Source organism: Neomicrococcus lactis, from assembly GCF_014200305.1.
Lineage (GTDB): Bacteria > Actinomycetota > Actinomycetes > Actinomycetales > Micrococcaceae > Neomicrococcus > Neomicrococcus lactis.
This window is the reverse complement of record NZ_JACHBL010000001.1, coordinates 1,763,037-1,788,416: the sequence shown is the minus strand read 5'-3', so window position 1 is coordinate 1,788,416 and position 25,380 is coordinate 1,763,037. Positions and strand designations below refer to the sequence as shown.

The 25,380-nt window shown below is 59.3% G+C and carries 19 protein-coding genes and 1 tRNA gene; 3 read left to right on the top strand and 17 right to left on the bottom strand.

Annotated features, from left to right (window positions below; all coding sequences use genetic code 11):
* Positions 1 to 19 precede the first annotated feature (19 nt).
* On the top strand, positions 20 to 1,849 hold the full coding sequence (locus BKA12_RS08060; protein ID WP_183642332.1) for a dihydroxyacetone kinase family protein: 1,830 nt from the start codon (positions 20 to 22) through the stop codon (positions 1,847 to 1,849).
* 73 nt (positions 1,850 to 1,922) lie between these two features.
* Here BKA12_RS08060 and BKA12_RS08055 read toward each other — a convergent pair whose 3' ends face one another.
* The 3 genes from BKA12_RS08055 to BKA12_RS08045 all read right to left on the bottom strand — a co-directional run bounded on the left by BKA12_RS08055 (position 1,923) and on the right by BKA12_RS08045 (position 5,311).
* Positions 1,923 to 3,128 (bottom strand): cytochrome P450, encoded by a 1,206-nt coding sequence (locus BKA12_RS08055; RefSeq protein WP_183642329.1) that lies wholly within the window; start codon positions 3,126 to 3,128, stop codon positions 1,923 to 1,925.
* A gap of 251 nt (positions 3,129 to 3,379) precedes the next feature.
* The gene (gene tgt, locus BKA12_RS08050) at positions 3,380 to 4,684 is read right to left on the bottom strand and encodes a tRNA guanosine(34) transglycosylase Tgt (protein WP_183644814.1); all 1,305 of its coding nucleotides are present in this window, start codon (positions 4,682 to 4,684) and stop codon (positions 3,380 to 3,382) included.
* 87 nt (positions 4,685 to 4,771) lie between these two features.
* Positions 4,772 to 5,311 (bottom strand): NUDIX hydrolase family protein, encoded by a 540-nt coding sequence (locus BKA12_RS08045; protein WP_183642326.1) that lies wholly within the window; start codon positions 5,309 to 5,311, stop codon positions 4,772 to 4,774.
* Positions 5,312 to 5,452: 141 nt separating this feature from the next.
* Between BKA12_RS08045 and BKA12_RS08040 the strand changes: the two genes are divergently transcribed.
* Complete coding sequence (locus tag BKA12_RS08040) at positions 5,453 to 6,925, top strand: MDR family MFS transporter (protein ID WP_183642323.1); 1,473 nt, start codon at positions 5,453 to 5,455, stop codon at positions 6,923 to 6,925.
* Between the two features lie 22 nt (positions 6,926 to 6,947).
* Here BKA12_RS08040 and BKA12_RS08035 read toward each other — a convergent pair whose 3' ends face one another.
* The 10 genes from BKA12_RS08035 to rlmH form a co-directional block, all read right to left on the bottom strand.
* Positions 6,948 to 8,063 (bottom strand): oxidoreductase, encoded by a 1,116-nt coding sequence (locus BKA12_RS08035; protein ID WP_183642320.1) that lies wholly within the window; start codon positions 8,061 to 8,063, stop codon positions 6,948 to 6,950.
* A gap of 28 nt (positions 8,064 to 8,091) precedes the next feature.
* Positions 8,092 to 8,835 (bottom strand): glutamine amidotransferase, encoded by a 744-nt coding sequence (locus BKA12_RS08030; protein WP_338087471.1) that lies wholly within the window; start codon positions 8,833 to 8,835, stop codon positions 8,092 to 8,094.
* 12 nt (positions 8,836 to 8,847) lie between these two features.
* Positions 8,848 to 10,710 (bottom strand): hypothetical protein, encoded by a 1,863-nt coding sequence (locus tag BKA12_RS08025; RefSeq protein ID WP_183642317.1) that lies wholly within the window; start codon positions 10,708 to 10,710, stop codon positions 8,848 to 8,850.
* Positions 10,707 to 11,306 carry a DedA family protein gene (locus BKA12_RS08020; protein WP_183642314.1) on the bottom strand — a complete coding sequence of 200 codons (600 nt, stop codon included), beginning with the start codon at positions 11,304 to 11,306 and terminating at the stop codon, positions 10,707 to 10,709. The genes BKA12_RS08025 and BKA12_RS08020 overlap by 4 nt, the downstream gene beginning before the upstream one ends.
* 2 nt (positions 11,307 to 11,308) lie before the next feature.
* On the bottom strand, positions 11,309 to 12,268 hold the full coding sequence (locus BKA12_RS08015) for a pseudouridine synthase (protein WP_183642311.1): 960 nt from the start codon (positions 12,266 to 12,268) through the stop codon (positions 11,309 to 11,311).
* Positions 12,269 to 12,277: 9 nt separating this feature from the next.
* Positions 12,278 to 13,354, bottom strand: coding sequence for a GNAT family N-acetyltransferase (locus BKA12_RS12635; RefSeq protein ID WP_183642308.1), 1,077 nt, complete (start codon positions 13,352 to 13,354; stop codon positions 12,278 to 12,280).
* Between the two features lie 40 nt (positions 13,355 to 13,394).
* On the bottom strand, positions 13,395 to 14,597 hold the full coding sequence (locus BKA12_RS08005; protein WP_183642305.1) for a sugar phosphate nucleotidyltransferase: 1,203 nt from the start codon (positions 14,595 to 14,597) through the stop codon (positions 13,395 to 13,397).
* Positions 14,598 to 14,609: 12 nt separating this feature from the next.
* Entirely contained in the window at positions 14,610 to 15,449 is an 840-nt protein-coding gene (locus BKA12_RS08000; RefSeq protein WP_183642303.1) for a DNA-formamidopyrimidine glycosylase family protein, read from the bottom strand.
* Between the two features lies 1 nt (position 15,450).
* Positions 15,451 to 20,406 carry an ATP-dependent helicase gene (locus BKA12_RS07995; protein WP_183642300.1) on the bottom strand — a complete coding sequence of 1,652 codons (4,956 nt, stop codon included), beginning with the start codon at positions 20,404 to 20,406 and terminating at the stop codon, positions 15,451 to 15,453.
* 77 nt (positions 20,407 to 20,483) lie between these two features.
* Positions 20,484 to 20,942 (bottom strand): 23S rRNA (pseudouridine(1915)-N(3))-methyltransferase RlmH, encoded by a 459-nt coding sequence (gene rlmH, locus BKA12_RS07990; RefSeq protein WP_183642296.1) that lies wholly within the window; start codon positions 20,940 to 20,942, stop codon positions 20,484 to 20,486.
* A gap of 89 nt (positions 20,943 to 21,031) precedes the next feature.
* Here rlmH and BKA12_RS12630 point away from each other — a divergent pair, with 89 nt between their 5' ends.
* Positions 21,032 to 21,805: a phosphatase PAP2 family protein gene (locus tag BKA12_RS12630; protein ID WP_183642293.1), complete on the top strand. Its 774-nt coding sequence runs from the start codon at positions 21,032 to 21,034 to the stop codon at positions 21,803 to 21,805.
* Here the strand turns inward: BKA12_RS12630 and BKA12_RS07980 are convergent.
* The 4 genes from BKA12_RS07980 to BKA12_RS07965 form a co-directional block, all read right to left on the bottom strand.
* On the bottom strand, positions 21,766 to 22,677 hold the full coding sequence (locus tag BKA12_RS07980; RefSeq protein WP_183642290.1) for an NADP-dependent oxidoreductase: 912 nt from the start codon (positions 22,675 to 22,677) through the stop codon (positions 21,766 to 21,768). The two genes, BKA12_RS12630 and BKA12_RS07980, sit on opposite strands and share 40 nt — an antisense overlap.
* A 222-nt stretch (positions 22,678 to 22,899) precedes the next feature.
* Complete coding sequence (locus tag BKA12_RS07975; protein WP_183642287.1) at positions 22,900 to 24,417, bottom strand: HNH endonuclease signature motif containing protein; 1,518 nt, start codon at positions 24,415 to 24,417, stop codon at positions 22,900 to 22,902.
* Positions 24,418 to 24,568: 151 nt separating this feature from the next.
* Positions 24,569 to 25,051 carry a DUF3237 domain-containing protein gene (locus BKA12_RS07970; RefSeq protein WP_183642284.1) on the bottom strand — a complete coding sequence of 161 codons (483 nt, stop codon included), beginning with the start codon at positions 25,049 to 25,051 and terminating at the stop codon, positions 24,569 to 24,571.
* Between the two features lie 198 nt (positions 25,052 to 25,249).
* Positions 25,250 to 25,337, bottom strand: a tRNA-Ser gene (locus tag BKA12_RS07965).
* Between the last annotated feature and the right edge of the window lie 43 nt (positions 25,338 to 25,380).

Below are 25,380 nucleotides of genomic sequence, written 5' to 3'. Positions count from 1 at the left end.
TATTTAGTGAAGGTTACACATGAAGAAACTGATAAATGACTCACGCGAGGTTGTGGATCACGCGCTTGAGGGGATCGTTGGCAGCAGTGGCCTAGTGAAGCTACTTCCCGGACAACGCGTCGTGTTTCGCGCCGACTTAGCCACGTTTCGGAACGAAGGAAAAGTCGCATTGATTTCTGGTGGAGGTGCCGGGCATGAGCCGGCGCATGCTGGATTTGTCGGCCCGGGAATGCTCACAGCGGCCGTTTCCGGATCGGTTTTCGCTTCGCCATCCGTGGATCAAATTTTGGCCGCGATCCGACTTTGCGCGACTCAAGCTGGGGTCTTGCTGATCGTCAAGAACTACACGGGCGATCGGCTCAACTTTGGGCTTGCTGCTGAGATTGCAAGAGGGGAGGGCCTCATCGTTGACATGGTGGTGGTTGGGGATGACGTCGCCTTGAGCCTGAACCATCAGCATGCTGGACGTCGGGGGCTTGCCGGAACCATTCTTGTGCACAAGATTGCTGGGGGAGCTGCCGATCGCGGTGACTCGTTGGAAGCTGTAATGAAGGTTGCCGAACGCGTCATTGATGGACTTTCCACGATGAGTGTTGGACTGGGTGGATGCGTCGTTCCGGGTGAGGAAGAAGCATCCTCTGATTTGTCCGCGGATGAGGTTGAATGGGGGCTCGGAATTCATGGTGAATCCGGGGTAGAACGGTCCAAACATGTGACGGCTCAGAAAGCAGCTGAACGTCTAGTGTCGCGGACGCTTGAAGGGGTGTTATCCGAGGCTTCCGCGCTGACGACTTCCGAACAACCCCAGGTTGTGCTGATGCTCAATAATCTGGGAGGCACGTCAAACATTGAAATGGGGGTGATGGCGCGAGAAGTTCTGAATGAGATCCGGAACCGCGACGTTAAGATCCAACGCTTCTGGAGCGGAGCATTCATGACAGCTCTTGAGATGCCCGGTGTCTCCGTCACTTGTTTGCATCTTGGCGCTGCTGGCGAAGCTTCGGCACAAGAACTGCTCGATCTCTTAGATGCCCCGGTGACGACGCTTGCTTGGCCTGCGCCGTGGGTAGGCAGACTGCCGGACGAGCATGTGCAGGATCCTGCTGATATCTCGATTGAGGAGTCTCCAAAACTATCGACTTCTCCGGCTGAGTCAGTAACAGGCAAATGCGAGAATATGGGCGAAGACGAATTAGCTCTGTTACGTGCGGTCACACGAACCTTGAAGAATTCTGAGTCGGAGCTGACGCGGATGGATCGCATCGTTGGTGACGGTGACTTGGGACTAAGCCTTACGCATGCGTCGAATACAGTTGATGCCCTCCTCGACGATCTGCCACGAGATCCTTCGCAGGCATTGACCGACATAGCTAGTGCGGTGAGAAAGGCGGTCGGGGGAACCTCGGGGCCGCTCTATGCGATTGGGTTGCTTCGGGCGGCACATCAGCTAGGTGATTTGTCTTCAACGGGGCTGCAAATCGATCCAGAGGAAAGCCCGTCGGCAGAGGATCTGCGACCAGAAGCAAAACTGTGGGCTGTGGCATTTGATGCAGGTGTGCGCGCGATCGAAGAGCTCGGCGGTGCGATTGTCGGCGACTGCACAATGATTGATGCACTACGCCCGGCGGCAAACACGCTGCTGGAAGTTTCCGCAAGTGGGGCGAGCGTCGGTGAGGCATTGAGTCAAGCGAGTCTTGCGGCGCAACGCGGTGCTGAATCGACCCGAGAGTTGCGGGCGAGAAAAGGTCGTGCGAGCTACGTCGGCGACAGGGCCGTTGGTGAAGTGGATCCAGGAGCGTGGGCAGTTTATCTCTGGCTCACTGCATTGGCGGAAGCCTCACGCGAGTGACAGGACTGCTGCTGAGCGCGACCTGAGATGGGAACTCAGGCGAACAAGGCTGAGTACCTTCTAGAATCAGGAGTTACTCAGCCTTGAAGGCCATCGGTATGTGCTCGTAGCCGCGGAGCCAGTTATTCAACTTTCGAGTTGGTGCGGCGGCCACTTCTAGGTGAGCTACGTGGCGGCCAACGGCGCTAAGCAGAGTCTCTGCTTCCATGCGTGCCATCATCTGCCCTACGCAAGCATGAATCCCATAGCCAAAAGCAACATGTCCTCGAGTGTCTCTCGCGATGTCAAAGTGCTCCGGATTCGCCCACTTTCGAGGATCACGGTTTGCTGCACTAACGAAATTGATGAACTTATCTTCTTTTTGGAGCTGGATGCCGGCAAATTCCATATCTACACCTACCGTGCGGCCAATAAATGGACTCGGCGCGAAAAGACGAAGTGTCTCCTCAAACACCTTGCGAGCCAACTTCTCGGGGTCCTCTTTGAAGAGTTTCCACTGAGCGGGGTTTTCGCTCAGTGCAACGAGAGCGTTACCGATTCCAAGCATGGTGGTATCTAATCCGGCGGACAAGAATGCTCTCACTAACAAGGAACCTTCGGACTCGGTGATCTCGCCGGAGTCCACTCGAGCAAAAATAGCGGCGGCAATACCCTCAGTGCCTAGATTCTCTCTACGCATTTGCCACTCCACGTATTCGGCGGCGTCGGTTGCTCCTGCTAGGGCCTCTTCGTATCGACCATTGCGCGGTCCCATGGCCTGGAAGTTGAGGTTGGCGTATGTAAGCAGATGTTTGCGTCCCTCGGGTGCGAGCCCGATGGCATCTGGAAGCGCTCGTAGCGGAAAAGCCACTGCCAAATCCTGCATCGCATCAAGCTCTGAGTGCTCCAGTGCCGTAAGTACGACTTCATCTGCGATTCGCTGGAAGCTCTCCTTCAGACCCTTGACGACTTTCTGGGAGAGGGCTTGAACCATCACAGTTCTTACACGCGAGTGTTCCGGCGGATCTGCCTCGAGAATCGCGCTTGGCTTACGCCAGTTTTCAGTCAGGAAGGTATTTGTGAATCCAGTCCCATGAGAGGAAATGAACTTCTCGTGATCGCCGAAAACTTCTGTCACTCGTTGATGGCGACCGGAAGCCCAGACCCCGTACTTTTCCAGCCAGACGACTTCCCCTGCTTCCCGCACCTCGTCTTCGATCGGATACGGATCGAGTAGGGATTCATCGCTAAATGGATCAAGATCAAGTCGTGGCGTGCTGATTTCAGCGGAGATGGACATCGAAGCCTTTCGAGTTGCAATTGCAACTAGTGAAACATGTTCCTCCGTGACGTTCAAGAGAAATGTCGATTCAGTTGAACCCTTTGTCTTCTCTTCTGTCCCATATCGAGGGCCCATAGACGGCCGATCATTAGTGGGAGCAATGCCGTTCGCGTCGGGTCGATAGATAAACAAGCAACTACTAACGTGACAGAAACAAGTACGGCGACACCTGAGCGGCGTCGTCGTACTGGAAAAGTGCCATGTAAACCCTACGAAAGTCCCTGCGGATCCGGGCCGCCCGCGTAGTACGCGGAGAGGACGCGCTCCTTCAACTCGAAGAACGTGCCGTTCTCGATGGCTTCGCGAGCGGAGTCCACGAGGCCCACGGTGAAGTACTCATTGTGGATGGAGATGAGCGTGTGGCTCAAGAGCTCATTCGCCTTGTGCAGGTGGTGGATGTAGGCGCGCGTGAAGTTCTGGCACGTGTAGCAGCCGCAGCCCTCAACGAGCGGCGTGAAGTCGCGCTTGTAGCGGGCACCCGTGAGGTTGAAGCGGCCGTGGGGGCTGTAGAACGCCGAGTTGCGGGCCACGCGGGTGGGGGAAACGCAGTCGAAGGTGTCGGCGCCGTTTTCGATCGCGGTGAAGACGTCATCCGGCTCTGAGATGCCCAGCAAGTGGCGGGGCTTGTCCTCGGGGAGCTCTTCAGCGCACCAGCGGACAATCGTGCCGAGGTTTTCCTTCTCGAGCGCGCCACCGATGCCGAAGCCGTCGAAAGGCATGTCGCCCAAGTCCTGGCAGGCCTTGCGGCGCAGGTCCTCGTACTGGGCGCCCTGAATGACGCCGAAGAGTGCTTGGTAGTCCTTGCCTTCGCGCTCGTCCGTGAGGCGGAAGTGCTCCTTGACGCAGCGGCGGGCCCACAAGCGCGTGCGCTCGAGGGCTTCTTCTTGGTAGCCGCGGGAGTTGTGGAGCGTGGTGAGCTCGTCGAACGCGAACATGATGTCCGCGCCGATCTGGTGCTGCACTTGCATGGACACTTCTGGCGTGAAGCGGTGCATCTTGCCGTCCAAATGGGACTTGAACCAGACGCCGTCGTTGTCCACGTTGGCGAGGCGCTCCTTGCCGGGCGCCACCGCGTCATCGCCACCCGGGCCGTCGCCGGTCATGTCGATGATCTTCTTGAAGCCCGAGCCCAAGCTCATGACCTGGAATCCGCCGGAGTCCGTGAAGGTCGGGCCGTTCCAGTTCATGAACGCGGAGAGGCCGCCGGCCTCATCCAGCACGTCAGCGCCGGGCGCCAAGTACAAGTGGTACGCGTTGGACAGCACAGCCTGCGCGCCGAGCTCACGGACCTGATCCGGCGTGAGCGCCTTGACGGATGCCTTGGTGCCCACCGCAATGAATGCGGGTGTCTTGATCTCGCCGTGAGGCGTCTTGATGACACCCGTACGGCCTTCGAAGCGCTCGCCATTGGCACCCCTGAGCCGAGTGCCGAGCGTGAACCCGAACTCGGATTGCTTCTCATGGCTCTCGGGGTAATCCACGGGAGGTGGGAAAGCTTCGGGTTCAGGGTTCAGACGTTTCAGGGCGTTACGAGTTCTTGACACCCCATCATTTTGCCGTAGATTACGGCAAGCTTCGGCGCATCAACCTGCTAGGGGTGACTATTCACACCAACCCATGTGCGCGAGAGCCTGTTTGATGAGGTTTCCGCGGCCGCCGCTGAGGTCGCCTTGAACCTCGGCGCTCAGGGCTTCTTGAGGGGTCAGCCACGTGAGTTCCAACGCATCCTGACGTGGCGAGCATTCGCCGCGCACCGGAATCACATAGGCGAGCGCTACGGCGTGTTGGCGATCATCCGTGAGTCCGGTTTCTGACGGAGACGGGAAGTATTCCGCCACCGTGAACGGAACAGGGGAGGCAGGCAGCTGTGGCATCGCGAACGGACCGAGGTCCTTTTCCATGTGCCGCACAAGCGCTGCACGGATGGTTTCGCGGTACATCACGCGCCCGGAAACGAACGTGCGACGGAAGTTCCCGGTTTCGTCGGCCGTATACAATAGACCGACTTCACTGACGTATCCCAGCGGGTCTAACCGCACCGGGATCGCCTCCACGTAAACCATTGGGAGGCGACGTCGTGCTTCGTACAAGTCCTCGTTGGATAGCCAGCCGGGATTAGGATCCGGAGTTCGAACGTTCATATCTCTATTGTTAGCGTATTTCTTCCCACATGGGGTCGATTACGCCTCAACGCGAACAAACTTTCCTACTCAACATGCGCCATTTGGCTGAACCCCGGCCAAATGCGCCTTCGTGAGCCACCACTTCAACGAAAGACCTGCATGAAAAACTCGCGCAACTCTGCTCCCGATATTGAGCGACTTTCGCCGTCTTCGGTGATGACTATTTCCGTGCTCATTGTGAGCGCCTTCGTGATGATCTTGAACGAGACCATCATGAACGTCGCGCTGCCAACTCTGATGGAGCAATTCTCCGTCAGCGCTGACCGCGCTCAGTGGCTGTCCACGTCGTTTATGCTGACCCTGGCCGTGATCATCCCGACCACCGGCTACTTACTTCGCCGCTTCTCGATCCGCCAGGTCTACACGGCCGCGATGTCCCTCTTCATTTTGGGCACTGCGCTGGCCGCGTCATCCCAGTTCTTTGAGATGCTCTTGGCGTCCCGCGTGATTCAGGCGTCCGGCACGGCCGTCATGATGCCGCTGCTCATGACCACGATCTTGGACTTGGTGCCAGTGTCCCGCCGTGGTCAGATCATGGGCAACGTGTCCATCGTGATCTCGGTGGCACCGGCCATCGGTCCTACGCTGTCCGGCCTGATCTTGCAGTGGTTGTCCTGGCGATTCATGTTCGTGGTGGTGCTGCCGATCGCGCTGATCGCCCTCATCATCGGCTTCTCCCGCGTCCCGAACAACGGCGGCGGCGAAGTCTCGCACCTCTCGATTCCGTCCATCCTGCTGTCCGTCCCCGGCTTTGGCGGCTTAGTTTACGGCCTGAGCAATCTTGGCGGAGGGCACGACGCCGCAGCTACCGCGGGTGCCTCACAATCCACCATTGCGTGGGTTGCGATCGCGATTTCCGTAGTCTGCTTGACCGCGTTCGTGCTGCTGCAGTTGCGATTGCAGCGCAGCAACAAGGCCTTGTTGGACATGCGTCCGTTCACCTACCGCGAGTACACGCTGTCGCTCATCACCATGGTGTTGGCGATGGTGGCTCTGTTCGGCGTCATCATCTTGGCGCCGCTCTACCTGCAGCAAGTGCGCGGGCTGTCCACTTTGCAGACCGGTCTGATGTTGCTTCCGGGTGGCATTCTCATGGGCGTGCTGGCACCGTTTGTGGGCCGCTGGTATGACAAGATCGGTGCCCGCTCCTTGGTGGTCCCGGGCTCGATCCTCTTGTCCTTGGTGCTGTGGCAGTTCACGCGCTTCGATGCGTCCACACCGATCTGGCTGATTCTGGCGCTCATGTTCACCATGAACATGTCCTTCGCGCTGCTCTTCACGCCACTGTTCACCACGGCATTGAACCCATTGCCGCACTCTTTGCATTCGCACGGCTCCGCCTTGTTGAGTGCTTTGCAGCAATTGGGTGGCGCAGCCGGAACGGCTCTGCTCATTGGATTGATGGTGTCCGGAACGGCCGCAGCGGTTGCTCAGGGTGCTGATCCCATCACGGCTGAGGTCTCCGGATTGCAGCACGGCTACACGGCTGCGGCCATCGTATCCGTGCTCATGGTGGTGCTGTGCTTCTTCATGCCCGGCAAAAAGGCGCCGGAAGAACTCCCGGCGCCTTAAGGGCTAACTAGCTAGAAACGCTTTACCAAGATCCGCGCCAGTATTGTGCTGCGCGCGGATCTTCTTTTGCCGTGACACCCAGCGTCTTGGCGGCGTTGGCTGCCCAGTGTGGATCGTTGAGGGCGGCTCGGGCGATGCTGATGCCATCAGCCTGATCCGTCATCAAGAGCGTTTCGGCCTGCTCCGCCGTCGTAATGAATCCCACCGCGGTGACAAACATGTCCTGGCCTTCGAAGGACTTCTTCACCTGAGCGGCGAGCTGGGTCTGGTAGCCCGGACCCATCGGGCCGAAGTACTGGCCGATGCCAGCGCTCGAAAGGTCAATCGCCGTCACGCCCAGATCGGCCACGAGATGCGAGAGCTGAATGGTCTCTTCGATCGTCCAGCCTTCCTCCACCCAGTCCGTGCCGGAGAAGCGGATACCCAGAGCCTTGTTCTGTGGCCAGACTTCGCGGACAGCCTTGACGACCTCAAGTGCCAAACGGGTGCGGTTCTCGAAGGAGCCGCCCCATTCGTCCTCACGCTTGTTGGTCAGCGGGGAGAGGAACTGGTGGATGAGGTAGCCGTGCGCGGCGTGGATCTGGATGAAGTCGAATCCGGCCTCGTCAGCGCGGCGGGCAGCATCGGTGAAGTCCTTGATGACCTTCTGGATGTCCTCAGCGGTCATTTCGCGAGGGCTGCGCAGGCGGTGGATGTCCGTCTCGGACGGGCCAACGGTTTCCCAGCCGCCCTGCTCTTCGGGGATGGAACCCTTGCGGTCCGAGTCCACGTATTCGAGGAGGTGCGGGTAGGTCGAAGCTTTGCCGCCCGCGTGGGCCAACTGAATGCCGGCTGCCGCTCCGTAGGAGTGTAAGTAGTTGGTGATGCGCTTGAAGGCATCGCGCTGCTCGTCGTTCCACAGACCCAAGTCCTGGTCCGAGATGCGAGCTTCTGGGCTCACGCCGGTTGCTTCGGCGATGATCAGGCCAAAGCCGCCGTTGGCGCGTGCGCCAAGATGCACGAGGTGCCAATCGGAAGGAACGCCGTCCTTCGCGGTGACGGAGTAAGTGCACATTGGAGCCAGCACGCTGCGGTTGCGCAGAGTCAGGCCGTCGCCTTCGAGGGTACGGATAGTCACAGGGGAAAATAGTTTGCTCACAGTGGGGCCAACTGACTTCGAGTGAGTGCTATTCCCCAGATCCGTAGAGGCGCACGAAATTCTGGAGGATCACGCGCGGCCACGGATGGTCTTGTTGGCGCGTGCGCTCAACGAGCTGCTCGGCATCTTCGGGCGGAAAATACCCCGCATGCGCGTAGATTCCGATGCGCGTGATGAGGCCCTCTTGATCCAGTTCGGGATGGAACTGGGTGGCGTACTGATGGTTCTGAATCTTGAACATCTGCACTGGCGCCGGACCTGAGGTGGCCAGCAGAACGGCGTGGTCCGGCAGCGCGCTCACGGATTCCTTGTGCCCCACGAAAGCACCGAACTCTTGCGGGACGCCAGCCAAAATTGGATCCGCCAAGCCAGCCTCGGTGAGCGTGACCCAGGTGCTGCCGACCGGTTCAGGGTACGAACGATCGATCGTGGCGCCCTGATGTACGCCGAGCGTTCCCACTCCGTAGCACTCGCCTAAGAAAGGGGCGTCGTGTTCCACGATCCAGTCCAACAGACGGGCCAGATCCGCTTCAACGCGCAGCTGTACTGCGGACTTCTCCGTGTCAGATGCATTGAACGGGCTGCCACCAATGATGAAGCCGGAAAAATTCTCCGGCTGCAATTCGGACAGTGGCGGCAGGGGATCGCGCTCAAGGCGCCAATGAACTACTTGATCCGCGGTCAGCCCAGAAAGATGGAGGGTGCTACGCAGCTCGTCTTGAGTCGCTGCATCTGATTCTCGGGTCGAAATCACCAAGAAGGGTCGCGTCACTGCGCTCCGGTCCTAGAATTCGGTGGGCTTGCCGCGGAGCGCGCGGCGCTCAGCATGCGAGATCTGGTACCGACGGTTCTCCGTCGCCAGCACCACAATGAAGCCACACATACCAGCCAAGATGGCTACGAGCGCAGAAGAATTAGATCCGAACAATCGGCTGGTCATGATCCAGAACAGGCCGAATCCGTAGCCCAGAGCCATGACAATTCGCCCACGTTCGGTCATCGTCAGCGTCGCTGCGAGCCACGTCATCCCCACCACGACTAGCGCTGCCCACCACTCGCCGGGCAGCAAGAACTTGATGTTGTGAGTCGTCAAGAAGATAGCCACGTTCATCGCAGCAACGGTCAGGCCAAAGCCCAGGAACAATCCCACGGGACCGTCCACCGCCACGCGTTCGTCCCGGGTACGGGCCGTGTGCTGGTTCAAAACGTTCAAGCAGTAGACCAATACGCCGACCATCGCGAGGCTCGCGAGCATTCCGTAGCCGTCAGAGCCTTGACCTGCGAAAACGAGCCACAGCGCGCCAAGCATGGCCGCGGCCGCCACGGGGTATCCTAGTCGGCGCTGGCGTAGCGAGGACGCTTCGTCGCGCGTCCACTGGTAGCCGGCGTACACCACCAGCCACAGGTAAATGAGCCCCCACAGCAAGTACGCGACCGTACCCATGGACAGCAGGCTCACGTTCGGGTCATACGGCGAAAATTCGCGATCATGCACGCCTGGTCCGCCGAAAATACCCAAGCGGATGAACGCAACAGCTGCGCTCGCAAGGATCACGAGGGTGACCACTAGGCGGCGAATAAAGTCCTTGAGTTCCGGCTTAGGGTTCGGCGCCTTGGACGGCAAGTTGTACGGGGCCACATAAACCGTTGCCGGCACCGTCTCGATTTCCCACACCGGCTGGTGCGGGCGCGCGGTTGGCTGCAGCACGGCGCGGCTGACAGGGCGTTGAGCTTGCGCCTGCTCCTCTTGAGCGAGCTGCTCCGCAATTCGCTGGTCCATCAGGGGATTACGACGACGCGGCTTGGGTTTCTCAGCAGCCTTCGCGGCGTTGGCCTCGGCAGATACTTGGTCCTCGGACTTCTTGACGCCGGGGATCGTCTGGTTGCGCTGAAGCACAGCTTCGCGAGCTTCCTCGACCAAATGCGCGAGGTCGTCCTCTTGGCGTCGCTTATCTACTGGCTCCGTACGACGACGAGCGCCGGAACGGTCCAAGTGCTGTGCATCGTTGGCAATGCGGTTTGGGGTTGAAGTGCGAGGTGGCGCGGTGCGCTGGACTGGTGCGAGCGCTGGCGCAGGCGCAGGCGCGGGTGCAGGTGCGGCTGCCGGTGCGGTTGCCGACGCAGATGTAGGTTTCGATGCGGGAGCCGTGGACTTCGGCGCATCAGAGGCAGGAGCTGGAACCTTTTCGATGGGTCCCGTCAGCGTCGCCAAGCGCGCCAAACGCTCTTCTTCGGCGCGGGCACGAGCAGCCGCTGCAGCTTCTTCGCGCGCGGCAGCTTTGGCGCGGACGGCCTCGATGTTTTTGCGTTCCAGAGCCTTCTCGGCGGCTCGGCGCGCGCGCCAGCGTCCCACGCGAGAGCTAATCTCAACGGGAGTAGGAACTTCGATGTTGTCGAGCCACGAAGACAATCCGTCGCCAGATAGATCTGCGATCCGCTTGGATTCTTGGTTGTCTGAATCTTTGTTCGACTCGGCGTCGCTTGACTTGGTGCCGCTCGACTTCACGTCATCACGGACGGTGGCCTTCTCGACCCTTTCGGACTGCCCGACTTTTTCGTCGTTTTGAGGCGTTTCTGTAGGCACCGCCTCACGCAAGCGTGCAAGGGCAGGTGAGACTGCGTCGTCGTCTTCTCTTTGTTTAGTCATCGCGGTCCAACTCCCCTCAGCTTACGAAAAAATGCAAGCAGCATCGCAAAAACTACACCTATTAGAGTACCCACAACCATGCCAATCCCGGCGGAGGCCCAAGCGGGGAGGCCGGTAGTGTTCCCTACAAAGTATCCAATAGTCATCATGTACGCGGCCCAAATTGCTGACCCAACACCTGTGTAGAAGATGAAGGGTCTAACGGTGACGCCACCCAATGCTGAAGCTACCACGGCTGCCGTTCGGCCACCCGAGAGGAACCGCACGCCGATCAAGCCCGCATGGGTTGCGTCGGCGCCCAGCTTTCGCGTGAGCCGCAAGGCATTTCGGTGAACCCAGCGCCCCCACGTGAAGCGATCCAAAAAGTGCGTGAGTCGTAGTCTGAAGGCATAAAACAGCGCTATATCGCCTAGCCAACACCCCAAAAATGCGGCCAGATAGGCGGGCACCAACAGCAACGAACCGGACGCCACCAGCGGACCCGCGCCGAGAACAAAGAGCTCGCTCGGAGTCGGTGGGATCGAAGCGTCGATCGCCACCAAAAACAGCATGAGCGGGTAGTACCAAGCGCCGTATTCGTTGGTTGGTGCGTCCATTGTTAGCGCCCCGTTTCGAGCGGGGCTGCTGAGAGCCGGAGCTTTGAGTCAAAACGCCGCGTCTCACCAGTGAACGGATCAGCAAACGAGATGCTGGACGCCAACAACTGGAGCGGCCGCGTGAAATCATCCGGTGCTTCGTCCAGCAACACGGGATAGAACGGGTCATGCAGAATCCCGCACCCCAATGCGGCCAAATGCACGCGCAGTTGATGCGTCTTGCCCGTGTGCGGGTCCAGATCCCACAAGATCGCGGTTCCGTAGCGCTCGCCCTGGCTGGGTCCCACCTCGCGAATGGAAATCCGCGTGCGAGCATTCGCCGGACCTTCGCTCATGCGCGAGAGCAAGTAGCCCTTTTCCTTACTCATCCGGTTCTTGTAGACCAGCGGGAAGCAACCCTGCAACCAATCGATCCGTTCCGCCTCCACCACACTGACCGCTTGATATCGCTTGGTGATCTTCCGCTTTTCAAAGAGCACTTGATACGCGCCCCGCGACTCCGGATTCTTGGAAAACAGCACCACGCCAGCGGTCGCCCTGTCCAAGCGGTGCATCGGAATAAGATCCGGAATTCCCAGCCGATTCCTCAACCTGACCAGCGCAGACTCCTGCACGTAGCGTCCGCCCGGCGTCGTCGGCAAGAAGTGCGGCTTGTCCACGGCGACGAGGTGTTCGTCCTCAAAAATGATGTGCTCTTCCACCGGCAAATGCGGCTCGGTGGGCAAGTCGCGGTAGTACCAAAGGAACTCGTGCAGGCCCAGCGGCGTGTGCGGAGTGAACGCGCTGCCGTCGAGCGCCACCACTTCGCCGACTTCAAAGCGCTGCACAATGCCATCTGGATCTACGTGCCCAAACCGGAACAGCACATAGTCCATGACCGTCAGCCACGGGCCTTCACCCGCGCGCGGCAAGCGCAGGCGAGTGGCATTGACCCCGTTGCGCACGGGGAGGGGAGATTTCATTGCCACGAGTTAGAGTGCCGCCTCATCGGTAAAGTCGAGTTCCAGCAAGACGGAATCAGTTGGACTGGTGCGCGGGGTGGCGCGGGGGATTTCGGTGAATCCCACAGCGCTGAGATAGCGCCTCGCGGGTTGGTTGGGCGCCGGAACGCTCGCATAGACGGTATCAGTACGACGACGCAGCCAGGCTAAGCGGGCAGCTGCCATTTCTCGAGCGAGCCCGATCCGTCGGTGTTGGTCATCGACGCGCACACCGGTGAGGTAGTAGCCGGCTGGTTCAGCGACGGATGCTGGGATGTAGTTGGTTTTTGCCCACGCCACCACGTGGTCTTCTAGGTCCACTGCGACGATCACCATGGAGTTTTCATCAACCATGACTCGTTCGAGGAACCGCGGCGATGGTGGCGCGAACCCTCCGCGTTGGTGCAGGGCCTGAATTCCGGGGACATCCTTGAAATTCGCGAGACGAATCAAGAACGGTGTGGACTTCACAGGCACAGCTTTGCTGGCGCTGATGATTTCAACCGTGCTCGCAGCAGGTTCGCTGTTGGCCTCGTTCATTTTTGCGGCAAGCTTCACAAGACGGGATGAGCCGATCTCCAGCGCGATCAAGGCCGACCGTTTCAACTCGGTGACGGATGAATGTACGCGACCATCATCGGTGACGATTCGGAAACACAAGGCTGCGTCGTCGTCGTTCTCAAAATCAACCGGAACGCCGTCCACTAAGCCTTCGCCCTTACGGCGTTCGTAGTGGAATCCCAGCACGGGTGCGGTGCGGGAAAGCTCTGCGAGATCCAGATGGCCGTGATCAAGGTCGAGGTCCACGGAGTTCCCGTCAGCGTCGACGAGCGGGGCGGGCGGCCAGCTGCCCACCACGGTTGCGGCGAGGTTCGTGAACTTTCCTACTGGCACCATCTTGCGAACATGCTTGCGGCGGATCAAGACGTGTCCGTTGCGGCGGGCGCCACCACGGACAGCAGCCAACAGAATCCATTTGCTGCCTTCGTCAACGATTCCGCCGTCGATAGCGTCAATGCGATTGTCCTTGAAGTGGATGCTGAGGATGCGCGGCTCAGAACCGGTCACAAGCTTCCTTCCAGTCAAGATGTCACGAGGTAATGCCTCTTCAGCCTATGCCAGGGGAGGCCGGTTGAACGATGGTGATGTTGCCCGGACCCGGCTTTGTTTCGCCCACCCGGCCGTCTTCGAAGTCCGCGCCGATGTCCGCGATCACCGACTCCAAGACGGCGCCCTTCTTGACGTGGTTGTCGCCAAGCAAGATGCATCGAGACACGGTCGCTCCGTTTTCGATGGTGACACCTGGGCCAATGACGCTGTGCTCCACAGTGCCGGACACGCGTGCGCCCGCGGAAACCAGCGAGTGCCCGATAGTGGCGGTGTGGTCGATAAAAGCGGGTGGCAAACCGATGGTGTTAGTCATGATGGGCCAGTCGGGGTCCCCGAGTTGGACGCCGTTGCCGTCGAGCAATTGCATGTGGGCACCGAAATACGCGTCGACGGTACCCAGATCTTTCCAGTACCCGTGGAGCGGGTAGGCGAAGGCGCGGCCACCGTCTACGAGAGCGGGCAGAAGGCGCTCGCCGTAGTCGCCGAGCTGCTCACCAATGGACGAACCCTCGTCTGAAGCGTCGTCTGCGTCTTTGGATGCTTTCGCCGATTCTTGCGCCAAGCGCTCCAGCGTCTCAATCAGCACGGAAGTCTTGTAGACGAACACTTCCGTGGCCACGGTGTTCCCGTTTGGGTTGTCTGGTTTGTACTGAAAATCGGTGATACGGGAGTTCTTGTCCACCGTCACGACGCTGTAGCGGGTTGGGTTGTCATCCACAGTGGTGGTCACGATGGTGACGTCCGCATCCGTTTCTTCGTGCTGAGCCAGCACGGGGCGAAGGTCCAACTGGTACACGTGATCGCAGCTCATGACGATGACGTGTTCCGCGCCAGATTCCTTGAGCTTTGGAATCTGCTGATAGATCGCGTGAGCGTTGCCTTCGGCGAACCCGTCGCGCTCGCTTCCTTCAAAAGGCGGCAGGATTCGTAGGCCTTCATAGGTGCCGTCGAGGTCCCACGGGCGGCCATTAGCAAGATGCTGATTGAGTTCGAACGGCTTGTATTGCTCCACCACCCACACATTGCGGATGCCCGAATTCGCCAGGTTGGAGAGCGCGAAGTCGATGAGCCGATACGTTCCGGCAAAGGGCATCGCAGGCTTGGAGCGCGCTTCCGTCAACGGGGCTAACCGGCTTCCCTGGCCACCGGCCAAGAGGAGCGCCAGGACGCGCGGGTTGGATCGGACGGGCGAATATCTCACAAGCGTTCCCCTTTAAGCTCGTTGACAATACTGACAATAGAATAAGTCGCGCTCGACGGACTCCGTGCTCACCGAGTCTCCATCCTTGCTCCCACCGACCCTGCCGCGCAGGAGCTGCGGATCGCCCAAACGCTCATAAACCACGGGCGCGCCACAACGTTGGCACGGCTTTCCGCGACGCCCGTACACCCAGTACGGCTCACGACCCACCGCGCCGGTGGTGATGCGCCGGCCTCGTTCGCGGTTCAGATTCAGCAGCCGATGCATCATGTCGATGAGACCCAACAGAACCTCATCAGACAATTCACTCACGAGCGAATGCGGATTGACGCGCGCCATGAACAAAGATTCGCAACGATAAATATTGCCAACCCCAGCCAGCACGGATTGATCCAGCACCACGAGACCGATCTTGGTCTCCGGCCACAACCTCATCCGCCGCAACACCTCATCCCGGTCCCAACTGGGACCCAAAGGATCGGGACCGAGGTGAGCTACGTCGTCGTACATGGAAGCCGTAGGAACAAGCCGGACGAAGCCCAACTCGAAACCCACTGCTTGAGCAGTTGCGACGGACAGAATGCAGCGCGCTTTGAACGCGGGGGAGCGCCAGCGCTCGCCGGGCCGGTAGACGTCCCAATGCCCTTCCATCATGAGGTGCGAATGGATCGCGAGGTCCTCACACACAATGAACAGGTGCTTCCCACGGGATTCCACACTGGTGCATTCGCGACCTGATAGGTCCACGGTGGCGAATTTCGGGACGCGAAAGTCGGATCCGGTGAGCGTCTGGTGTTCCAGCGCGGCGCGGAGTTTCGCGGCGGTCCGGAAAACGGTATCTCCCTCGGGCACGCTAGCTCCTGAACCTTAGACCGGAGGGCGAGGTGTAGAAACCGGCATTGACTAGAGCCTTTGCAATCGTCGAATCAAGAATCGGCCGGCCGTTGACCTTCTCCATCGCCATCTTGTCCACTCGCGCTACCCGCAGCACGCGCACCAATTCATGCGCCGCAGCTTGCAGCCGCTCCGCATCATCGATGAACGCCAACACCGTCTTGCCGCCGCGCTCCACATACAGTGCCAGTTCACCATTTGAGAGTACGACGACGCCGCCCGCCTTCCGTCCCGGGCGATGGCCCGTGGGGGTGACGTCGTTCGACGCCGTTGGGAGCGTGGGCCAGGGCAGTGCCGCGCCGTAGGGATTCGCGGGGTCCGTTGCCGCCAGGGCCGTGACCGGAATGTCGTGAGCAACGTCCATGTCTTTGACGTGGGTGCGTAGCCGGTCGACGGTGGCAGGCGTGGAGAACTGGGCGGCGCCGAGCTTTTCAATGAAGTAGCCGCGGCGCGTAATGCCGGATTCTTCCATGCGAGCCAGCAACTTATAGAGCATGCCGAATCCGCCGGTGACTTCTTCGGACATGACCGATCCGCGCGTGAGCACGCCGTAGCGGTCAAGCAGATATTCAGCCGTTGCCGCGAGTGCCAGCGTGGTGTCCTGTTCAGGCTGGGACACCAGACTCCATCGGCCGGCCGCGGACGGTGATTGCGCGGTGATGCCAGGCGCTGCCCCACTCATGCTTCCGCTGGCGCCGTCAGAGGTGTCTGACGTTGCTCGGAGTCCGCTGCTTGCTTGCCAACCGGCGCCTAAGCCGCGCACTCTCATGCCGCGGACTCGGCCCAACTGGGCCGACCGTGCACGAGGATTCGCTTTTTGACGATGTGCCGTCCGTCCGCCGCCAAGGAGTCCTCGGACCGGAGCAAACGTGTCATTCGAGACTCGGCCAGCCCACACGAGTTCCCACAGAGCTACGAGAAGCTGCTGTTCCGTGGGAGGCGTCGACGTGTTGAGCGGTCCAAGTTGGTAGTGGAGCTGTTTGAAGAACGCAGCGCCGGAGAGCGAGAGTGCGTCCATGATGGCCGTGTGAAACGGGCTCGGTTCAAACTCCGGATCGCGCTGCAACGTCAGCGGTGCGTGGTCTCTTAGATGGAAGCTCAGCCATCCGTCGTTGCCCGCGAGCGATCCGTTTCCTTGCCACAACACTTCACCGCTTGAGAGCAGTTCATCCAACATGGCCGGCTGGTAGTCTTTGATGCGCGCCGGGAGGACGAAAGTTTCCCATGCGCTCGCAGGAACTCGCACGCCCGAGAGTTGGTCGAGCACGGCGGCCACACCATCCACGCCGCGCAGATTCTCACCGACGTACTGCCACGCGGGCAAGAAGCGGCCGTAGGTTGCCGCGTCTACGGGCTCCACTTCTGCGCGCAGCGCGGCAAGGGAACGGCGCCTAATCCTTCGCAAAACCTCCGCATCGCACCACTCGGTATCTGTGGCGGTTGCAGCTGGAAGTGTCGAGGAGTCTTCGGTGTCAGTGCCCGTGCCAGCGCTAGTGCCCGTGCTCGTTCCATGTGGACGGAACTCACCTTCGGCGAGACGGCCTTCGGCGAGCAATTTGCGCAGTGTCTGGTTGACGACAGCGACGCCCAGCCCCAAGTGATGAGAAGCCTCTGCCGCCGTGAACGGTCCGTGGGTTCTGGCATAGCGGCCCACCATGTCGCCGAGCGGATCATTGACGGGTTCAACGAACGCCAAAGGGACACCGATAGGCAGCGGAACACCGAGAGCATCACGAAGACGACTGGCATCTTCAATAGCCGCAAATACTTCCCGACCACCGATTCGGACAGCCATCGCGCGATTCGCTCGAACCAGTTCCATGCCAAGTTCCTGGCTGCGTTCTACTGCGCCTGCGCCGACATGTGCATGCGCTTCTGCATCTGAATCTGCATCCGCGTTTGTTTCCGCTTCGGTATTTCCCCAGTCGATGCGATCAGCGATTTCATCGGCAGACAAAGGACCCAAGAGCCGCAGTAGGTCCGCGATGCCTTCGATGCCCTTGAGCTTCCGGTCAGGCGTGAGCCGTTGGAGCTCGCGCTCAGTTTGCAGGATGACGCCGGCATCGAGGAGTTCTCGAAGCTCGGCTCTGCCCAACAGGTCGTTAAGCAGTCCGGGATCTAATGAGAGCGCAGCCGCCCGACGTTCAGCGAGCGGAGAGTCGCCCTCATAGAGGAACTGCGCGACGTAACCGAACAGCAAGGACTGTGCGAACGGAGACGGTTGCTGCGTCTGGGTCTCGATCACGCGAATCTTACGGTTCTCAATATTCGCGACCACGTGGCGAAGAGCTGGGAGGTCGTATACATCTTGCAAGCATTCGCGGACGGTCTCGAGAATGATCGGAAAGCTCGGGAACTTCTTGGCAACATCGAGCAGTTGGGCAGACCGTTGACGTTGCTGCCACAACGGTTGGCGCTTGGCCGGATTCTGGCGGGGCAACAACAAGGCACGCGCTGCGCATTCGCGGAAACGTGAGGCGAACAGGGCAGACCCGCCCACTTCGGCGGTCACGATCTGGTCCAGCTCGTCCGAATCAAAGTAGAAAAGTTCAGCACCCGGTGGTTCGTCGTCCATCATGGGAACGCGAAGGACAATGCCGTCATCGGCGGCCATCGCGGAGCCGTCGAGTCCGTAACGCTGGTGGAGTCGAGCTCCCACGGCGAGTGCCCACGGAGCATGGACGGACATGCCAAAGGGGGAGTGGAGGACCAGTCGCCAGTCACCAAGTTCGTCTTGGAAGCGCTCCACAATGAGTGTCTTGTCGCTCGGGATCGCGGTGGTGGCTTCCAACTGATCTGCCAAGTACCGCGTCAGATTTCCGGTGGCCCACTCATCTAGACCGACCTCTGAAAGCCGAGCTGCGGCGTCGTCCTCTGATAACTGCACCAGCTCACGCTGGAATTGGCCCAAAGCAACGCCAAGCTCATACGGCCGACCCAGCGAATCGCCTTTCCAGAACGGAAGCTTGCCGGGCTGGCCAAACGCGGGGCTGACTAGGACGCGGTCGAAAGTGATGTCCTCGATCTTCCAGCTTGTGGCGCCGAGCGCGAAGACGTCGCCGACTCGCGACTCGTAGACCATTTCCTCGTCGAGTTCGCCGACGCGTCGCCCGCCGGTTCCCGCGTCCTCGCTACCTGCAAGGAAGACGCCGAAGAGGCCGCGGTCAGGGATGGTTCCACCGCTCGTGACGGCGAGACGTTGGGCGCCGGGACGACCCTCGAACGTGCCCCCGTCGCGGTCCCAAATGATGCGTGGGCGAAGCTCCGCGAACTCATCGCTCGGGTACTTGCCGGAGAGCAGATCCAGGGTGGCGTCGAATGCGCTGCGTGGAAGATTAGCGAATGGCGCGGAGCCGCGGACAATGTCGAACCACTCTTCAACGTCCACCGTTCCGAGCGCGCTAGCAGCAACCGTCTGCTGCGCCAGAATGTCCAGCGGGTTCGCCGGGATCTTGAGCGCTTCGATGTTGCCCTTGAGCATTCGCTCGACCGTGACGGTGGTGTTGACCAGATCGCCGCGGTGCTTTGGGAAGAACACGCCTTTGGACACTTCGCCCACATGGTGACCAGCACGGCCCACGCGCTGCAAACCAGAAGCCACCGAAGTCGGGGCCTCGACCTGAATGACCAAGTCAACAAGGCCCATGTCAATGCCCAGTTCAAGGCTGCTTGTTGCCACCACGCACCGAAGCCGCCCAGACTTCAGATCGTCTTCAATCTGCGCACGCTGCTCTTTCGAGACGGACCCGTGGTGAGCGCGGGCCAATTGTTCAATGGGACTATCAGGCACTTGGCTGGCGATTGCGCCAGTCGCTCCTGACGGCCCCATCATCTCGGCGGCCGTGGATCCGATGCCGTTGGGGGCGAAAGGATTCCACACTTCGCCGCCGGTTAGCCGGGACTCGTGAATCTCGTTGAGACGGCCAGTCAGTCGCTCAGCTAGGCGTCGCGAGTTGGCGAAGACAATCGTGGACCGATTCTCTTCGATGAGATCAACGATCTGTTCTTCAACATGTGGCCAGATGCTCGCTTGCGGCTGAAGCCCGGACGCTGGTCCCAAATCATGAGCGGCTACTGCCGCAGGCAGGTCCGTCATGTCTTCAACGGGCACCGTGACTTTGAGATTCCAAGTTTTCTGGCTCGGCGGAGAGACAATCGTGACCGGACGATTTCCGCCGAGGAATCGCGCCACTTCACTTTGCGGCTCAACCGTCGCCGAGAGTCCGATTCGCTGAGCTGGCTCTTTCAGCAAAGCATCAAGTCGCTCTAGCGTCACGGCGAGATGAGCGCCTCGCTTAGTTCCAGCGACTGCATGAATCTCATCCACGATTACAGTGTGGACGTTCGAAAGCGTCTCACGAGCGCGACTCGTCAGCATGAGATACAAAGACTCAGGCGTGGTGATGAGGATGTTTGGAGGATTGGTCTGGAGTTTGCGGCGCTCGTTGGCCGGAGTGTCACCCGAACGAACGCCAACCGTAATATCCGGAACTGGAATCTGGAGTCGTCTCGCGGTCTGCGTGATGCCTATGAGGGGCGCTCGAAGGTTTCGCTCGACGTCCACGCCGAGCGCCTTCAACGGTGAAATGTAGAGAACCTTCGTGGCGGACTTCTGCTTCGCTTGAGCTCTCTTCAGTGTCCCCGGTTCCGCGAGATCCAGCGGTAATTCAGGAACAACGTTGGCCGAAGCATCTCGAATAAACGAATCCAACGTCCACAAAAAAGCCGCGAGGGTCTTGCCGGAACCCGTCGGCGCGATGACCAGCGCATTTTCCTTGCGCGAGATCGCATCCCACGCGCCGAGCTGCGCAGGAGTCGGTCCGGCGAAAGCGCCTTCAAACCAGTCTTTCGTGGCACGCGAAAACTTCCCAAGGACCTCTTGCGTTTCCGGGGAGCTATTTGTCCGCGTGTTCATTTCATTAGCCTACGTTCTGTCACCGACAGTTAGAACGCAGTTCGCCTGAAGAGCAGGACAACGTGCTCAACTTGGCGTTAGACGTGGTGATACGGCCGGCCGCCAGCGATTTCCTGGGCACGGTACAACTGCTCCGCAAGGATCAGACGCACTAGCTGATGCGGGAAAACTAGCTTGGAAAGACTCCACACGAAGTTCGCGCGTGAGTGAACACTCGCATCAACTCCGTATGCTCCACCAATAATGAGCGTCACGGGCTTGGCCGAATCAAACGCCTGAGTCAGCGTGGCTGCAAGCGTGGGCGAGTCAATATTCTTGCCTCGCTCGTCGAGTAGCACTGCGAAGTCTTGATCGTTGACCTTCGCCAGAATTCGTTCGGATTCTTCAGCGCGTGCGGCATCGCCTTCGCGGCTCGAATGCGGCAACAGCTGCCATGAGAGGTCGAAAGGCTTCTTCATGCGCTTTTCGTACCGGTCAATTCCCTCGGTAACCCACGACTCGTGCTTCTTCCCGATGGCCAAAACGCGCAATGACATGCTGATATTCTCCCACCGTCGCAGTTGTCGCAGGAAACAGCACTTCCGGCTAGCTGGAAATGCGCAGACTTCCTCCCTACAGTTCTTAGGTGCAACTCCATCAAACGAAACCGCAGCAGACCATCACGCGTCGCTTGGGCGAAAGCGCGCCGAGCTTCCTCGGCCCCTACACGGCAATGTGGATCACCATCATTTTTGGCCTCTTAGCGGTGGTGGGTTTGACCGCGGTAGCCGCGGAAATTTACGAGAGCATTGGCGAGCACGACGGCGCAGCCGCCTTCGACCAGCCCGTGTTGCAATGGATGATTGCTCACCGCACGGAAGCCTTGGACCAAGGAGTCACCTGGTTCACCCACGTTGGCGGTCAGGTGGGCATGCCGATCCTGGCGCTCATAGTGCTTGCGGTCATCACGTGGCGGAGCCGCTCATGGCGTCCGCTCATTTTGTTGGGTTCTGTGGCTGCAGGTTCTGTCGCGATGACGATCGTTGGCAAACAAACCTTTGGCCGAGCGCGGCCCGCTATGGAACTCGCAGTTCCGCCGTATGAGACCTCGCCCTCGTTTCCCTCCGGACACACGCTGAACGCCACGGCGATCATGGCCATCGTGGCGTACCTGATCTTCCTCGAAGCGAAGGGAAACATCACGCGCGTCATGACCATCATTGCTTGCACAGTGTTCGTGCTCGCGATGGGTCTAAGTCGCGTGTTCTTGGGTCATCACTGGCTCACCGACGTGCTCGCAGCTTTCGCGTTGGGTCTCGCGTGGGCAGGCGTCGTCATCCTGGCGCACCGAGTGTTCCACGGAATTCGCGAGGTCAGGGCTCAGTCGCGGAATACCACCACGGTCTTGCCGAGCGAGTGACCGCCTTCTACTTCGGCGATCGCCTCCGCGGCATCTTCAATGACGACGACGCTGTTGATGTTCGGTGCCACAGCTCCCGTTGCAATGAAGTTGGCTACTTCTAAATAGGCCACGGAGCTTCGTCGTCGAGTCACAGCGTCGCCGCCCAATTCCTTGGCGAGATCGGTCGCCGCGATGCTGCGAATCTTGGACTTGTCGGCCACCAGCGACGCGCCAAGTTGGAGCGTCTCGCCGCCAACGCAATCAAAGACTGCATCCACTTCGGTCTCGGCGTTCACGCCAACGTCTTGAAAGGTTTGCGAATCGAGATGCTGCGCGCCATAGGACTCAACGAGTTTCTTCTTGCGGTGACTAGCGACGCCAATCGTTCGCACACCAAGATTCCGTGCGAACTGAAGCGCATGAGATCCCACACCGCCACCTGCCCCGAGCACTAGGAGCGTCTGGCCTTCTTCGAGCTTGAGTTCTTGGATGGCATCCCAAGCGGTCGCGATGGCTACTGGGATGCATGCCGCTTGCTCAAACGAGACGCCGTCTGGAATCTTTGCCGTTTGTGAAGCCGTGACCAGTACTTGGTCAGCGAGTGCACCTTTACCGGTCGCCGTGGAACCAAACACTTTGTCACCGACTTCGAAGCCAGATCCTGGTTCAGCTTCGAGAACTACTCCGCTGGCTTCCCGGCCAATAGCCATCGGAAACTCGACGGGCACAGATGATGAGCGCTTTCCTGATCGAACCTTGATGTCTGCGGGGTTTACACCTGCGGCGAAAGTCTGAATGAGAACCGTTCCCGGTCGAAGTGTCTCATCTTCGACGTCCATGAACTGCTGGACTTCAGGACCACCGTAGGAAGCGAAACCGTAAATGCGCATGCCGTCCACTTTGCCCTATTTCTGGGCTCGCTTGAAGTACTCGCGAAGCATATGGAGATCGCGTGCCGAGCCCACGCCCGGATTGACGGGACTCGGCATTCTTCTTTGTTTCTTCTTGTCACTTCTCACTATTCAGATTTCAATCTGCATTCGTATCGGCGTTAGCGGTGCCGTACCGGTTTAGCGCGCTGGGCGATGACCTGTTGCCGGGTGCAAGGTCTCTCAGGCCAGCATCTTTTGACGGGGCAGGATGAAGGACTTTTCCGGGTGGAAATAGGTGTTTCGCGTGAGCGGTTGCGAGGGATCCTCTTCGAAAGGCGGGCTCCAGAACGGGACGCCGTCTCGCATCAAGATCATCCAGCCTGTTTCGTGGACCAGATGGTGGTGATGTCGGCACACCATGGCCGCGTTTTCCAACGTGGTCACGCCGCCTCTGGAGTATTCCTGCACGTGGTGCGCTTCGCAGCGGTCAACTCCTGAAGTGCATCCAGGGAAGGTGCATCCTCTATCCCGGGCGTAGAGAATCTTGCGTTGTTCGGCGCTGAAGAGTCTGTTGCGATTTCCGGCGTCGACAACCTGAGATTTCGATCCGAGCACTACCGGGATCAGCTCCGCATTGCAGGCCAGCTGGCGGATAGCGATGGGGTTGAAAGGACCCGAGTGCACAGCATCAGAACGAAAGAGCGCGCTGGTATTGAACTCCGATTCGAGCGTCTTGTGGTCAATATTCACCACGATTTGAGGCTGATACCCACCATTGATCGAGAGCTTCCCCGTGCGGAGTCCAACTGTCATCGCGTGGATTGCGCCATCAAGTCGCTTCTGGTTGATCGAGCGTTGGTCCTTTGGTGGCTCGATCGGTTTCCCATTCTCATCTGCCGCGAGCGAGAGCTCGCCAAGGTCGGACGAGTCGTGGTTGGCGCTACGCGGATTCACCTCTGGCGCGGCGGCCGTTAGCAGTGTTTCGTGCTGCAAATCGTCAAGACGGAGCATCCACTCGTGGAAACCAAACCTCTTCCCTTTGTAGAAAGCACCTTGGTAGTCCTGCTTCATTCGCTGGCTGGGCTGAACGCCGAGAGCGTTGATCCGGTGCTCCCAGTTCTTGATGCTCCGCTCCACCGCTTTAGGCGTTGCACTCTGCGCGGTGGAAACCAGATCCGTTTCCAGCTCTGCGAGTAGCGCTTCGGCCTCTGCCAAGGATTTCGTGACCTGCTCGATGGGCGTGCGTAGTCGGTCAACGGCACTCACGATGCGGGCCGACATCGGAACGGAAAGGTCCGAATTATCGAAAGCCGCGCGGGTGATCGGATGAGCTGCTTCTAGTTCGCGACCGTTGTCCATCGCGGCAACAGGAGAACCCGGTGCAATTGCGTGTGCGACGTCGAGTCGCTTCTGCACCTCGCCCGGATTGATGTGCAGCACTTGAGAAAGCCGATCCTTGACCGACTTATACGGAGAACGTCGCGTGGAGAGTTTCTTGTCAGCCTCAATCTCAGCCAGCTCTCGCTCCATCCGCGCTGCAAAGGCAACCTGGGCGCGGCCTGTTTGGTGGGAATAGGACTCGAGATCCACTCCGAGACCGTCTAACTCAGAAGGAGACGCAGGAACCCTCGAAATAGCCTCAATGAGGACTGCATCGAGCTCGCGCTGCCTCTTCAAAAGAGCGCGCAAAGTTTGAATATTGAGCGTGTCAATAGGCGGCGGCGGATCGGTGTTTTTGGATGACTTGTGCTCGTCCATGGCATCCACATTAGGTGTGGCCTACGACACTTAGAACAACACCAATTCGTTTGTGCAGAACTCTCCAAGAAGCCGAAGAAGGCGGGTGCCTGTGGGTGAAATTCACCTCTAGGTACTCGCCATTCCTTGAGCTAAAAAACTCGAACACCAGCTACTCAACCTTGAAAATATTGATGCGAACCTGGCTCGGTAGCCGCTCCCCGGTTCCGGCAAACAGCGTGTGATTCATCCACTCCCACTTGCTGGCAGAGGTCATCAGACGTGGCATGCAGCGGAAATAGATCAGTGAAGGGTCCACAGGCTCACCCTTATTGAGCTTCGCGATATCAGCAGCCAGACCGTACCTCAGCGCCAAATTGTGGACATAGATCAGTGATCCATCGTCGAGCTCCAAGCCATAACGCGCGTCCAGCTCAGTAGTCTCAGTGCTGCGAAGGAGCTGAAAGTCAGCGCCCATCGGCAGAACAGTTCCCTGTAATCTAGGCCCTGAGACAGTTCCTCCGATGATCGGCACTACTCGCCGGTGGCCCTCGCTTGTCTGGCCGAAGTCAATGGGGCTGCCAACGTCCACAAGGATCTGAGCCACGAATGCGAGGCCTGGGGGAGTCGGGGCAGTTGCTGGGTAAGAGCTCAACTCAAGACACCTACTGTCAATCGGCTGGGGAAGTCGGGATCAAAGTGGATCGTTTTATTGGCAACCATAGTCGGTGCGGATTCCCCGAATGTCCTCACCGTTGACAACGCTTAGCAAGCAACCGGTTCTGAGTCAGGGAAAGCAAACAAAAAGGAAGTCCCTGACTACTAAGTAATCAGGGACTTCCTTGTATTAGCGCGGTGACGGAGGGATTTGAACCCTCGGTACGGGGTTACCGTACACAACATTTCGAGTGTTGCACCTTCGGCCGCTCGGACACGTCACCAGTACCCGAACACTGTACCGGAGCGCGGAAATCATCCCAAATC

Bases quoted from the DNA above. Each gene is read 5' to 3' on its own strand.
- BKA12_RS08055 (WP_183642329.1), bottom strand. From the start codon at position 3,128: ATGTCCATCTCCGCTGAAATCAGCACGCCACGACTTGATCTTGATCCA.
- BKA12_RS08045 (WP_183642326.1), bottom strand. From the start codon at position 5,311: ATGAACGTTCGAACTCCGGATCCTAATCCCGGCTGGCTATCCAACGAG.
- BKA12_RS08020 (WP_183642314.1), bottom strand. From the start codon at position 11,306: ATGGACGCACCAACCAACGAATACGGCGCTTGGTACTACCCGCTCATG.
- rlmH (WP_183642296.1), bottom strand. From the start codon at position 20,942: ATGTCATTGCGCGTTTTGGCCATCGGGAAGAAGCACGAGTCGTGGGTT.
- BKA12_RS08040 (WP_183642323.1), top strand. From the start codon at position 5,453: ATGAAAAACTCGCGCAACTCTGCTCCCGATATTGAGCGACTTTCGCCG.
- BKA12_RS07975 (WP_183642287.1), bottom strand. From the start codon at position 24,417: ATGGACGAGCACAAGTCATCCAAAAACACCGATCCGCCGCCGCCTATT.
- BKA12_RS08015 (WP_183642311.1), bottom strand. From the start codon at position 12,268: ATGAAATCTCCCCTCCCCGTGCGCAACGGGGTCAATGCCACTCGCCTG.
- BKA12_RS08060 (WP_183642332.1), top strand. From the start codon at position 20: ATGAAGAAACTGATAAATGACTCACGCGAGGTTGTGGATCACGCGCTT.
- BKA12_RS08025 (WP_183642317.1), bottom strand. From the start codon at position 10,710: ATGACTAAACAAAGAGAAGACGACGACGCAGTCTCACCTGCCCTTGCA.
- BKA12_RS07980 (WP_183642290.1), bottom strand. From the start codon at position 22,677: ATGCGCATTTACGGTTTCGCTTCCTACGGTGGTCCTGAAGTCCAGCAG.
- BKA12_RS07995 (WP_183642300.1), bottom strand. From the start codon at position 20,406: ATGAACACGCGGACAAATAGCTCCCCGGAAACGCAAGAGGTCCTTGGG.